A 12,207-nucleotide genomic window follows, 5' to 3' on the forward strand; every position below is an offset into this window, starting at 1 on the left:
CCCTAAAAAAAATCGGAGTATCCCTAGTGGTAAGACGAAATAAAGAATAATTCCCACTACCAAAATGATGCTACGCAACAGAGGGTTAGCCCGTAACCATACTGCATTTTGCATCCCCAACACAAGCGCGGGTAAAAAACCACCAATCATACATGCATACAGATAAGAGGTCAGATTGTACGATTTGGTTTCATAGTTTACACCAGGCTTCAGACTCGGTTGAAACAATTCTGGATTCATTCATTCACACTCTTTCTTTAACTAATCAACCAACTCAGGCTGGAAGCGCTGGGCCAATAATCGGGTCGCTCTCGCAGGATCAATCTCATACACGAGCAGTTCCTCGCTCCCTGAAGCTGCGACACACAGTCGTTCCCCCGTAGGCGAAATCAAAGCCGTTGTCACCTGTTGATTCGGAATCGCGTAGTTCACGCTGGCAAAGTAGATGTTGTTTTCCAAGCTTCGGCAAACCATTGCCCCGTTGTAAAAATCGGGATTGCTGACTTCCCCTGTAAACATCGGATGGAAAACGATACTTGCCCCGCGGCGTGCCGCCCACCGTACCGTCTCTGGATACCGCCATCCTTCATGACAGATGACAATTCCAAAAGCCACGCCTTCCATTTCAAACAACTGGCGCCCTTCACCAGGAACATAATCGAACAGATCCTCATCTGGATCAATCTGATTTTTGATTTGCATCCCGAGGTCTTCTCCACTTTTTCCGATGACAAAGGCGACCAGATGATACCCGCGCTCATCCTTCCATTCTATCGGCAAAATCACGGCGAGCTTGCATGCCTTTGCCATCGCACGAATCTCCCCTAGTGCTCCCAGCTGAATCTGGTGATCGTAGGCTTCCACTTCATAGCCTACTCCTCGCAGCCCCGGAATGACGGATTCAGGAAAGCAAATCAGATCGCAGTTGTGGTTGGCGGCATTTCTCATCTGCTGCTTAATGATCGCAAGCCCCTCCGCCGCTGATTGGGGAAACCTCGTCTGGGCCAAACCTATTTTCATGGGTAGATACCTCTTCTATGTTAGATTTCCTTTTATCTTTGTGAAAAATTCAAATGTGTCAGCCTGTTCGGGCAGAGCAGACACCTGTGCATCCCCTAGCTCGAGGATGGTCCACGAGCCATTTTCCAGCTTTGCGATGTCCATGGTAAAAAAGCGGCTCTTAATTTTTTTCGCTACCTCTAAAAATGTCTGGAGGTCTGGCGGCGTATCGTCATATTGTCCTTCTTCCCAGTAATTTGCCATGTACATGGGTTCGCCATCCAAAAAGAAAACGCGATATTCCTGAGATAATGGCATGTTGCTCTGCGAGTGATGGGTCAAAAATTGAAGCTTCACAAATTCTCGAAAGACGATTCCCTCATTCAACTCATCCTGCTGCAGCTCCAGAAATCGATTGGTCACTTGCTGTACCTTTTCTTTATCGGAAGCATCGGGGATATAGCAAGCCTCATTCCAATCGTGCTTTCGAGATTTTACAAAATCTTTGATCATAATCGGAGACTGACCAAATCTATTTACGATCCGATGCACGCTCTCAAATGACGCGTCTATCTCTTCCTTATACAGCCAGACCGAAAGCGGTGTGAAATCTTTGATGACTTCATAAGATTCAGGCAGGTAATGGCAATGCACGTACTTTTCGGGTGTATTGATTAACTCTATATTTTGGGCTAGCAGGGCGTTGTACAATTTTTGGTACAGGAATGGTTTTAGCATCCATCCCCTGTAGATAGCCGTTACTTTTTCAGGAGCGGGTTGTATTTGTTTCACAGCCGCTAACGGGTTGTCATGGTATATCAGTTGTTCCAAGCTGATCAGATGAATGTCCAAGCCGAGTTGTTTTGCGCACGTATACTCATATTCGTAGGTTTCATCGACTTTGTTTTCTTGAAATGGCTGGCTGCAAAATAAGACTTTCATCTGCACGATCCTCCTCCAGATGCTAGAGAAAAAGTAAGGAAAAAACAGGGATTTTCTATATCCTTCCATTATACAAAATAATTCTTTCCATGCAAAAAAACCGTCAAGATTAGTCCTGACGGTTTCCTCATTTTGCTAGTTTATCGCTTTTGGACACGTAAAACGGGTACTTTTTTCGGTTCAAAGGTGTCTGCCAACACCTTCTCATGGATGACATTCAGCTTGAGCAAACTCGAAATTTTCCCGGTATCCGCCTTCGACATGAGGCGCCAAAGCGAAGGATCTGGCAAGGCGTTGTAGAGGCGATCATCATTGTATTCTCGCCGCTCCTGATAGGAGATCAGCAGCTTGAATTCGCCTTCCTCTGCGCTGCCTGCTTCGCTGTAAGCTTCAATCAGTTTCCCCCGCAGCTCGTTCAACTCTTCCTCTACCTGCTTTTGAATTTCCTTCAACTCGTAGTAGCGAGCAATCGGTTGGTCCATCCGCTCTTCCTCCTTTGGTTACCCCTGTACCCAAAATCCATATGAGAAAAAGTCGGTTAGTAGAACCATTCGCTGGTAACGAAAAACAGCCTCCTTTTTCATTTCCGTCATGAAAAGGAGGCTGCGTATCAAGCTCTACAATTTTTACTTTTCAATCATCGTGTTGATCGCTTCACCCGGGTGTTTTTTCAAGAAAGTAGAATACTCTACTTCCCATGGATTCCATTTGCCGTCACCTTGGTAGCCCCAAACAGAATTAATGCGGGAAACGGTATCTGTGTTGTTCATACCTACAAGTCGTTGCTCTCCTACCAGCTCAAATGTACCGTTCGCATCCATATCGACTGGAGTCAGGGAACCGAATGGATAGGAGAATACAGAAACAGCATCTTCTGTTGGCTGTACTTTGCCTGCTTTGTCATACAGCTTGGCAGCTACGTATACATCCTGGTTGGCACTCACATCAAGCGTCAGCGGCTTATCCAGATGGAAGCCTTTGCCTTCTACTTTAAAGCCATCTACGAATTTCCCCTCGTACCGGATTCCTTCGTTTTCCTTTTCACCAAAAATCACGGCTGGCTTGTTGTTTTCAAAAGTAGCGATTACGTGGCTGTAAACACCGCCGCTTCCGCCAGTCGCTGTTTTAACGAAGGCATCTGCAACATGATCACCCGTGAAGTCTACGAGAGTCAGCTCGCCTTCATAGCCGCCCAGCTCTTTGATATCCGTTTGACTATAAGCGCCGGATTTTCCGTCTTTCACTACGATGTTCATATTGGAAGCATAGATGTCATCTGCTTTTTCCTTTTGGCCGACCAGATATACGATGTCATCCTTTTTATCGCCATTGACGTCAGCCGTTTTTTGATCGATCACATAGGTGTTTTTGTCGAGTTTCAGTTCAGCCGCAGCCGAGAAAAGCTTTCCTTTTTCAGAGTCTGCGTGAGCTACTTGTGTATTCATTGCAGAAAATCCAGCTACGCCTACAACCCCTGCAAGCAGCAAATATGTAACAGGCTTCATCCATTTTTTATTCATCGTTATGGCCTCCACTAAATGGTAAGTTATTGGTTACATTTACTACTATAGGACGACGCCTGTTCCATTTCGTTACAAAAGGTTTACGAATGATATACAAATAGTAAACAGCCCATTACTTGACGTTATCTAACACACTTTTGATAATGGCTGGCGAGTCTTGACGAATGTTCAGATTGTAATGCTATCTGACTGCCTGATAGACGGCATCTACGTTTTTGCTGCTTTTATTTTTGCGATAGGCAGCCACTTGCTTGGAAAACTTCGGATGGTGGATGAGATCACGGCTCCAGTCCCATACGCGGGGCTTCATCGCATCCTTGCGTGCCAACTCCAGCATCTTGGGGAAACGCGGAACGAAATACTGAAAAATTTTTCCCCTTGCATTCTGGTATTCCTTCGTTTCATCGATGGAGTACTCTCCGTTGTCCTTATATGGTTTGCCATTCACAAGGATGAACTCACGGAGTTGAACAGGCAGCATGCCATCTAACAGCTTGACTTGGTAATACTCCCAACCCTCGGCCGTCTTTTTCCCCGGCAGAACGAGCGTGATAAAGTGAAACAAGCGTTCATAAGCATATTCCTGCCCGTATTCGTTCGGACCAGGGTCCATGCTAAGTGGTGACTTTGGATAAATGTATCCTTCTTTATCGACTTCAAATCCAGGCAAGCCTACCTCGACTGCCCACCGAACGGCAACATTCTCCGAGTCCTTCAGGTCAATCCCCCCATGATAGGGTCGGGTTGCTCCAAACATACGGTAGAGTACCGTTGCGACGAATTCCTTCGTTGCCATCTCATCATCAATTTCGTCAGGCATGACGTATCCAGCCTGGATGAGTGGCTTCAGTCGAGCATCCATATGGATTTGGGCACGACTTTGGATTACTTGTTCGTCTTCACTTGTTAGACGTTCGAGGCTCCTGATCCGATTGTCCAGCTCAGCCAGATTCACATCTGCGGGATAAGCTGGGGGAAGTGTTCCGATAAAATCGTACACATTCCATAGAAATCCTTTTTTCGAGGTTTGAAATTTCAGGTTATAAGAGTAGTACATTTTGTTTAGTGATTGTGGATCACCACCACCATGCATGTCCGAGTCACCAGACGAATAGGGACGCACCCCTACTGGAAGCGGTTGCGGATTCGTAATAGAGACCATCTGTTTATTCAAAAACAAGTACTTTTCCGGATTCGGCGGTAGCTTGTATGTAATCTGATAGGTAGCTGCTGCTGCCTGCGTTTGAGGCAAGGGAGCAGTTAACATACCGGCAAAGCAAATTGTACATGCCAGAGCACCGATCACCATTCTTTTCCTATTCATCCCAAAATTATCCTTTTTATCATAATACTCAGTAGACGAAAAAATGAACAATGTCGTTTCTCACAGATAAAAAAAACGACCAGGCTCATGCATCTGGTCGCTGTAAAAAATGTTTGTGGTTGCTCTTATGCTGTTATTCGGCATCGGCTGTAGAAGCAATCGGCTGCACGCCCATGTTCTCCAGCTTTTCATAGATATCCTTTAATTTCGGATTTCCCTCACCGACAATTTCCCCGGAAATTACGACAAGCGGATACCATAAATCTTCCTCGATAATGCGATTCGCCCAGCTTTTGTCATCGTCTGTCTGCGGCTGTTGAAAGTCGCTATAAACGATGCGGATGCTGTCACTCCCATATTTGCGAGAGAGTGCCGCCTCCAGCCACTCGGCTGTTTCCTTTGCAGATGGCAAATTGACGCAGCTTGCGCACAATTGCTCTGTCCCAAAAACCTTGATATCGACAGTCACTATATCCGCCCTCCCCCGGGTCAGCTAGCTTAGGACAATGCTTGTTCCAGGTCCTCGATCAAGTCCTGAACATCTTCAATACCAACAGAGATGCGCACCAAGCCATCCGTAATGCCCAGCTCAGCACGGCGCTCTGCCGGGATAGATGCATGTGTCATGCGTGCAGGTACGCTGATCAAGCTCTCCACTGCACCCAGTGATTCAGCCAACGTGTAGTATTTTACCTTTGCCAACACTTCGTCAGCACGCTCTGCGCTTCCTACGTCGAAGGAAATCATACCACCAAAGCCACGAGCTTGCTTTTGAATCAGCTCATGACCAGAATGGCTGGACAGTCCAGGGTAAATGACGCGTTTGATGTCACTGCGCTCAGACAGCCATTTTGCTATCGTACGTGCGTTGTGCTCATGCTCTTCCATCCGAATTCCCAGCGTCTTCATACCGCGCAGCAAGAGCCAAGAATCTTGTGGCCCGAGCACTCCGCCAATTGCATTTTGCACAAAATGGAGGTCTTCGCCCACTTGCGCATCTTTTGCTACGACCAGACCTGCTACTACGTCGCTGTGTCCGCCCAAATATTTCGTTGCGCTATGGAACACGATGTCAGCACCGAGATCCAGCGGATTTTGCCAGTATGGTGTCATGAACGTGTTGTCTACCACGAGCAGCACGCCTTTTGCTTTCGCGATGCCTGCCAACGCGCTGATGTCGCTTACTTTCAGCAGCGGGTTTGTCGGTGTTTCCATAATGATTGCTTTGGTTTCCGGGCGAATTGCCGCCTCTACTGCTGCCAGATCACTCGTGTCTACATAGGTTGCTTCCAGACCCATACGGGAGAATACACGTGTAACGACGCGGTAAGTACCACCGTATACATCGTCACCTACCACGAGATGGTCGCCTTTGTTGAACATGGAGAGGATGGTAGAGAGTGCCGCCATACCAGAACCAAATGCAAAGCCACGAGCGCCGCCTTCGATTTCTGCGATGTATGTTTCCAAAGCGTGACGAGTCGGGTTCCCGGTACGGGAGTATTCGAAGCCCTTGTGAACGCCAATTGCTTCCTGTTTATAAGTACTTACCTGGTAAATTGGAACGGATACGGCTCCTGTATGTGGATCTCCATCGATTCCGCCGTGGATCAGACGAGTTTTGATACGCATCTTAAATTCCCCCCTGGTAAATTTTCTTGCTTAGATAACGTTCGCTGCCGTCAGCAAACAGTGTAACGATATTCGTCCCTGGAGCAGCTTCTCTTGCTTCGCGCAGTGCCGCTGCCATAGCTGCACCTGAGGAGCTGCCTACGAGCAAGCCTTCCTTGGCAGCCAGCTGCTTGACCAGATCGAATGCTTCCACATCGAGAATCGTGTGAATAGCATTGAAGTAGCTCGTATCCATGAATGGAGGCAAAAACTCCATGCCGATCCCCTCTGTTTTATGCGGGCCGGATTCTCCCCCATTCAAGATGGAACCTTCTGGCTCGACAATTACCGTTTTTACGTTTGGGTTTTGTTCTTTCAAGTAACGAGCAGCACCCATGAAAGTACCGCCAGAGCCAGCGCCTGCCACAAATACGTTTACTTGGCCGTCCATTTGACTCCAAATTTCCGGACCTGTTGTTTTGTAGTGTGCGTCTGGATTTGCCGGGTTAGCAAATTGCTGTGGTACAAAAGCACCTGGAATCGATTCTGCGAGTTCTTTTGCCTTGGCAATTGCACCCTTAATCCCCAACTCTGTCGGTGTATTGACGACTTCTGCTCCGAGGGCACGCATCAGATCTTGCTTTTCCTCGGAAAACTTCGCTGGTACGCAGAAGATGACTTTATAACCAGTTCCTACAGCGGCCAGCGCTACACCAATTCCTGTATTTCCTGCTGTCGGTTCGATAATGGTACCACCTGGGGCCAATTGGCCATTCTCCTCTGCGGCACGAATCAACTCCATGCCGAGTCTGTCTTTTACGCTGCCTCCTGGGTTAAAATATTCCAGCTTGGCGAACAAGCGGACACCTTCAGGGAGCTCAAATTGTGTAATTTCGACGATCGGCGTATTACCAATCAGTTCCTTCACATTACGAAATACGTTCACGAAGATCTGACTCCTTATATTGAAGTACTTGCTTCTTTCTTTTTCATTATAACATGCAAAGATTACAAAAAGTCCATGCTACTAAACTTCGGTGTGTCAGCGGAACTTCAAAGTGTCAACAGGGCATGTAAGCCATGGATTTCTCACCATGGTATGATTATAATAAAGGAGAGGTTGGAAAGGAGTGAATGTAACATGGATATCATGGATCAAGTACAAGAAGTTCTCGATAAACTGCGTCCTTACCTGCAACGTGACGGCGGAGACGTACAACTCGTTGATGTAGAAGATGGCATCGTGAAGCTGCGCCTGATGGGTGCTTGCGGTAGCTGCCCTTCCTCTACCATCACCCTGAAAGCAGGAATCGAGCGTGCACTGGTGGAAGAAATCCCAGGCATCAAGGAAGTTCAACAAGTATTCTAATCCAGTCACATCGACATGAAAGCAGCTACAGCAACCGCGTAGCTGCTTTTTTCATTTCCTCTTCCCCATTCCCTTTTCCAAAAAAGCTACGACGCGCTTCTCGTATTCCTCTGGAACTAACGGATAACTGCGGACGTGACCCGCTCGCGGTACGATCCAAATCTCGGAATCTTTGTCTTGCGTCAGCTCAAATAGTCGTTCGCTGTTCACCATGGGGATCGTCGTATCGCCTGTTCCGTGTATAAAAAGGATGGGTTTTTCCGCTTGCTTGACTGCCTGATACGGATTGACGTCACGCGGATTAGCTCCTAGCAATATAGGACACAAGGTAAGGATGAGCCAGTTGAATGGAAAGCGAGGCAGGCCCGTCCACTGCGGCAAGTTCTCAACCAAGTATTCACGCAAGGAATAGAATGGAGAATCCGCTACAATCGCAGTGATGCGTTCATCCACTCCTCCCACCATCAAGGAGGTTGCCGCCCCCATGGAAAATCCGACGAGACCCAGTGTATGTTCCGGCTTCTTGGCTGCCGCAAAATCAATGGCCCCCCGCAAATCCTGCTGTTCCCGAAGACCAATCGTAGTCAGCGCATCGCTGGACTCACCCGCATTTCGAAAGTCAAACATCAGGACGTCAAAGCCGGCATGAACAAGTCTTGCCGCTAGTGACAGAGCGGGAAGATGCGGTTCTAATCTGTTTTGGCTATACCCATGGGCGAAGACTACAGTACGTCCATTGGAGACTTTCCCATTTTTTTCAGCTGACAAGTACCATCCAGCTAACGAAATGGTCGTTTCCCTGCTCGAAAAAACGATGGATTCCACCTGTTCAATCCCAAAATCTCGGGGGTCCATGTTAACCGACTTTCGTACGGGATGCGTCAAGCGCCAGGTTACGTGAAACGACACGGCTACTGCTGCAATCAAGAGTAGCAATAAGAGTCCTGTGATTCCTACAAAGAACATGTTCATATGGCAGTCAGAGGTTCCCTCCCACTTAGTACAGCTACGATGTTAGCAGCAGCCAGCCTCGCCATCTCCGCCCTCGTTTGCACAGTTGCACTACCGATATGTGGCAATGCGACTACATTTGGCAGCTGCAAGAGCGGGTTATCCATCGGGACAGGCTCGACCGCAAAAACGTCCAGACCTGCCGCCCATATTTTTTTGTCTACCAACGCTTGATACAATGCGGACTCATCGACTGTCCCACCACGAGAAACATTGATAAACACAGCGGTTTCTTTCATGAGCGAAAATTGTTTTTCCCCCATTAACATGCGTGTGTCCTCTGTCAGCGGTGTAAGCAGAACGACGTAATCGGACTCTTGCAGAAGCTCCGCCAAATCAGCATACCGTGCTCCTGTCTCTTGCTCAGCCTGCGGTTTGCGATTCCGGTTGTGATACAAGATCCGCATGCCAAATCCTTTGGCGCGTCTCGCCACAGCTTCCCCAATTCGCCCCATCCCAATAATCCCCAGAGTCGAACCATATATATTTTGTCCAGCCATGAGGGTCGGACTCCACGATGTCCATTCCCCCTGCAATAAAAATCGATTGGCTTCCGTCAATCGGCGGCCTGTTGCCATCAATAAAGCGAAAGCCAAATCGGCTGTAGACTCTGTCAGCACATCAGGAGTGTTGGTTACGATGACCTCGTGTCGCCTGCACGCTTCCCAATCAATATTGTCGTAACCGACCGCCATGTTCGCCACGATTCGGAGTCGTTTTGTACGCGCCAAAAATTCCTCATCCACGCGTTCTGTCAGCATGGTCAAGACGGCATCTACATGTTCAATCTTTTCTAGCAACAACTCACGCGGGATCGGCGCATTTTTTGTCCATTGCTCGACCTCGGCTACTTTTTCAAGCATCGCGATCACTTCAGGATTGAGTTTCCTCGTAACGAAAACTTGTTGCTTGATCATCTTTTTTCCTCCACAACCAGTCAATTTGTGGAATGGATACGTCATAACGCTGTGCAATGAATAGGGGGTACTTTCGAAGTCCGTCTTCCATTTTGGTTAGCTCGTCTTCCAACTGCGTTTGCCATGCTTGGATGTTGACTTCCTGGCGCTCTTCTACTGGCAACTCCATATAGGTCTCCACGAGCCTCAAGAACCTGCCTGGGTAGAGCATGAGCGCATAAATCACGGCATATTCAGCTGGCTGTAGTGCAGAGACGCTGTTGTAGCCGTCGAGAAAGCTGGTCACAGCCTCTTCATTCCAGCCGTTTCGCTTTGTCTCGGCTTTGATCCACTGCCCAACATCACGAGTACGCATATCAAGAACCCAGTTCCATTCACCTGCCATTAGACGTACATCCTTCTCTTTCCATAGCATATACCCTTGATCAAAATTTTGGTAGGCTACTTTCCCGAGACTAGCTGTTTCCTTCACAACTTTATCGTATCCAGCATCCAACAAATATTGAACGGACAATTCACCAAGCTGAGTAATGTAGGTGAAGCAGGTCAACAAATATTCATCCATTGGCGCGAGCTCTACATTATCCTCATCCATCTCATCCCGGTACTCATTAAAATTCCGTAGCTTTTTACGCCACATACTCGGCCAGTTGCCAAGAGAGCTATAAGGGATAAACATCTTGTCAGATGAAAAATCACTCGTGGCCAGATGGAACTGTGCGAGTGATTGGCCACTGGCATAAAATGGATTGTCAGGAACCGCCTCCCGCACGCCTCTGTATAAATAGTAAAGCTGCTCATCATCAACGATGTGAGCCTGCCCGCTTGTTGTATTCACCAGCTTTAACAAGCGAATGTTTTGCTGTTGACTCAAATGATTTTTTACTTTTTCAATAAACTTGCTTTTGTATTTATATCCGGCTGGCGCCTCGAACATGTAGTAAAGGCCTCGATCCGTTTCCAGTACCTTGCTTGCACCCGTCGTGCGATATCCCTGGAGTTCAAAACCGTACTTCTCCTGAAGAAGCTCTTTTTCTTCCATACAGTCGTTCACCCTCCTTGCATACTGCTCTTCTGGCATTGTATGTCGTTAGATCGGGATAGGTGCCTATCTGTATGCAGATACTAGATACATTCATGCCGACTTTCTGGGTGCTGAAAAGTCGACTTTTTGAACACGCACGTGAAAAAGGAGGAACCCCAAGTATGAGTGAGCATCCACTAAATAGTGAGAGTTGTCTGGACTTCGTTATTGAGCTTTTGGAAAAACGAGGAGTCAGTATGAACGACATTGCTGAAATTGTCATGTTCCTACAGTCAAAATATATCCCTGACATCACCTTGGACATGTGTCTGGACAGTGTTACTGCCGTCTTGAAAAAACGTGAGGTCCAAAACGCGTTGCTGACTGGGATTCAACTCGACATTCTCGCAGAACAAAAGCAGCTGCTGCCTCCGCTCCAGGCGATTATTGAATCAGACGAGCCTCTCTATGGCATAGACGAGGTACTCGCCCTCGCCATCGTCAACCTGTACGGGAGCATCGGATTCACCAACTTCGGTTATGTAGACAAGCTGAAGCACGGCAAACTCGCCGACCTCAACGACAAGCGTTTTGGTGTCCATACTTTTTTGGACGATCTCGTCGGTGCGGTCGCAGCAGCCGCCTCCAGCCGTATTGCCCACCGCCAGAAGCAGCAGGAAGAATGCGCAGAATCATAGGGAGATTCGTCGCTGCCATTCAGGCAAATCTTCGGCAATATGGGTAGGCGCAGCATGATGCTTGTCTGCTTCTTCGCGGGTGGAATAGCCTGTCAAAACGAGCAAGCTGTCCAAGCCGCTGTTGGCACCTGCCTCAATGTCCGTATATAAATTGTCCCCGACGATCAGCGTGTCAGCCGCAGCAGTACCAAGCTGATCCAGAGCATATCGGACGCTGATGGACTCTGGTTTGCCAATCACGATTGGTTTGGTCGCAGACGCAACGGAGACGGCTGCCACCAGTGAACCATTGCCTGGGAACAGTCCGGCATCCGTCGGCAGGGCTGCATCTGCATTTGTAGCGATAAAGGTTGCTCCTGCACGGATAGCGCGTGCGGCGATCGCCAGCTTTTCATACGTAAAAGTACGATCAATCCCAACAATGACATAAGCCGGATCTTCTTCTGTAATCACATAACCTGCATCCGTCAGCTGATCATGCAAGCCCGCCTCTCCAATCACGTAGACGCGTGTACCCGCTGGTGCTTGCTCTCGTAAATAAGTAGCGGTCGCCATGCTCGTGGTATATACGTCCCGAGCCTCTGCCTCTATGCCCATTGCCACCAGCCGTTCCGCCACGTGCTTTGCAGAGGCTGAAGAATTGTTGGTCAGGAACAAATACGGAATCTGATGAGTTTTTAAGTGGGTGATGAATGCTGCGGCTCCCGGAATCGCTTCTTTTCCCCGATAAATCGTTCCATCCAGATCAAGTAAATAGCCTTTATATGGTTTCACGTTGTTCCATCTCCC

At 48.1% G+C, this 12,207-nt stretch carries 14 protein-coding genes; 2 read left to right on the top strand and 12 right to left on the bottom strand.

Annotation, left to right across the window (positions count from 1 at the left end):
- Positions 1-261: 261 nt before the first annotated feature.
- From HPY28_RS21825 to HPY28_RS21860, 8 genes are all read right to left on the bottom strand, one after another.
- A complete protein-coding gene (locus tag HPY28_RS21825; protein WP_173622949.1) occupies positions 262-1,020 on the bottom strand; it encodes a carbon-nitrogen hydrolase family protein in 759 nt (252 codons plus the stop codon).
- A gap of 15 nt (positions 1,021-1,035) precedes the next feature.
- Complete coding sequence (locus HPY28_RS21830; protein ID WP_174231390.1) at positions 1,036-1,941, bottom strand: ATP-grasp domain-containing protein; 906 nt, start codon at positions 1,939-1,941, stop codon at positions 1,036-1,038.
- 140 nt (positions 1,942-2,081) lie between these two features.
- Positions 2,082-2,423 (bottom strand): hypothetical protein, encoded by a 342-nt coding sequence (locus HPY28_RS21835; protein ID WP_173622947.1) that lies wholly within the window; start codon positions 2,421-2,423, stop codon positions 2,082-2,084.
- Positions 2,424-2,567: 144 nt separating this feature from the next.
- Positions 2,568-3,461: a hypothetical protein gene (locus tag HPY28_RS21840; protein WP_174231392.1), complete on the bottom strand. Its 894-nt coding sequence runs from the start codon at positions 3,459-3,461 to the stop codon at positions 2,568-2,570.
- 184 nt (positions 3,462-3,645) lie between these two features.
- Positions 3,646-4,788 carry a hypothetical protein gene (locus tag HPY28_RS21845; RefSeq protein WP_254613172.1) on the bottom strand — a complete coding sequence of 381 codons (1,143 nt, stop codon included), beginning with the start codon at positions 4,786-4,788 and terminating at the stop codon, positions 3,646-3,648.
- Positions 4,789-4,921: 133 nt separating this feature from the next.
- On the bottom strand, positions 4,922-5,257 hold the full coding sequence (locus HPY28_RS21850) for a YuzD family protein (RefSeq protein WP_106834341.1): 336 nt from the start codon (positions 5,255-5,257) through the stop codon (positions 4,922-4,924).
- A 29-nt stretch (positions 5,258-5,286) separates the two neighbouring features.
- Positions 5,287-6,420, bottom strand: a complete 1,134-nt coding sequence (locus HPY28_RS21855) for a bifunctional cystathionine gamma-lyase/homocysteine desulfhydrase (protein WP_017251361.1) — start codon at positions 6,418-6,420, stop codon at positions 5,287-5,289.
- 1 nt (position 6,421) lies between these two features.
- A complete protein-coding gene (locus HPY28_RS21860; protein ID WP_174231393.1) occupies positions 6,422-7,345 on the bottom strand; it encodes a PLP-dependent cysteine synthase family protein in 924 nt (307 codons plus the stop codon).
- A gap of 195 nt (positions 7,346-7,540) precedes the next feature.
- On the opposite strand from HPY28_RS21860, the gene HPY28_RS21865 reads away from it, so the two are divergent.
- Positions 7,541-7,768 carry a NifU family protein gene (locus tag HPY28_RS21865; protein ID WP_007715787.1) on the top strand — a complete coding sequence of 76 codons (228 nt, stop codon included), beginning with the start codon at positions 7,541-7,543 and terminating at the stop codon, positions 7,766-7,768.
- Between the two features lie 51 nt (positions 7,769-7,819).
- Here HPY28_RS21865 and HPY28_RS21870 read toward each other — a convergent pair whose 3' ends face one another.
- From HPY28_RS21870 to HPY28_RS21880, 3 genes are read right to left on the bottom strand one after another with little or no spacing between them, the layout of a single operon-like run.
- The gene (locus HPY28_RS21870; protein WP_174231394.1) at positions 7,820-8,740 is read right to left on the bottom strand and encodes an alpha/beta hydrolase; all 921 of its coding nucleotides are present in this window, start codon (positions 8,738-8,740) and stop codon (positions 7,820-7,822) included.
- Positions 8,737-9,696, bottom strand: a complete 960-nt coding sequence (locus HPY28_RS21875; RefSeq protein ID WP_174231395.1) for a 2-hydroxyacid dehydrogenase — start codon at positions 9,694-9,696, stop codon at positions 8,737-8,739. The genes HPY28_RS21870 and HPY28_RS21875 overlap by 4 nt, the downstream gene beginning before the upstream one ends.
- Complete coding sequence (locus HPY28_RS21880; protein WP_017251364.1) at positions 9,653-10,738, bottom strand: protein kinase family protein; 1,086 nt, start codon at positions 10,736-10,738, stop codon at positions 9,653-9,655. Before HPY28_RS21880 ends, HPY28_RS21875 begins: the two co-directional genes overlap by 44 nt.
- A gap of 164 nt (positions 10,739-10,902) precedes the next feature.
- Here HPY28_RS21880 and HPY28_RS21885 point away from each other — a divergent pair, with 164 nt between their 5' ends.
- On the top strand, positions 10,903-11,418 hold the full coding sequence (locus tag HPY28_RS21885; protein WP_017251365.1) for a phosphatidylglycerophosphatase A family protein: 516 nt from the start codon (positions 10,903-10,905) through the stop codon (positions 11,416-11,418).
- Here HPY28_RS21885 and HPY28_RS21890 read toward each other — a convergent pair.
- Positions 11,413-12,192, bottom strand: coding sequence for a TIGR01457 family HAD-type hydrolase (locus HPY28_RS21890; RefSeq protein WP_174231396.1), 780 nt, complete (start codon positions 12,190-12,192; stop codon positions 11,413-11,415). The two genes, HPY28_RS21885 and HPY28_RS21890, sit on opposite strands and share 6 nt — an antisense overlap.
- Positions 12,193-12,207: the final 15 nt, after the last annotated feature.

The sequence above is a fragment of the Brevibacillus sp. HB1.2 genome (assembly GCF_013332495.1).
Taxonomy (GTDB): Bacteria; Bacillota; Bacilli; order Brevibacillales; family Brevibacillaceae; genus Brevibacillus; species Brevibacillus porteri.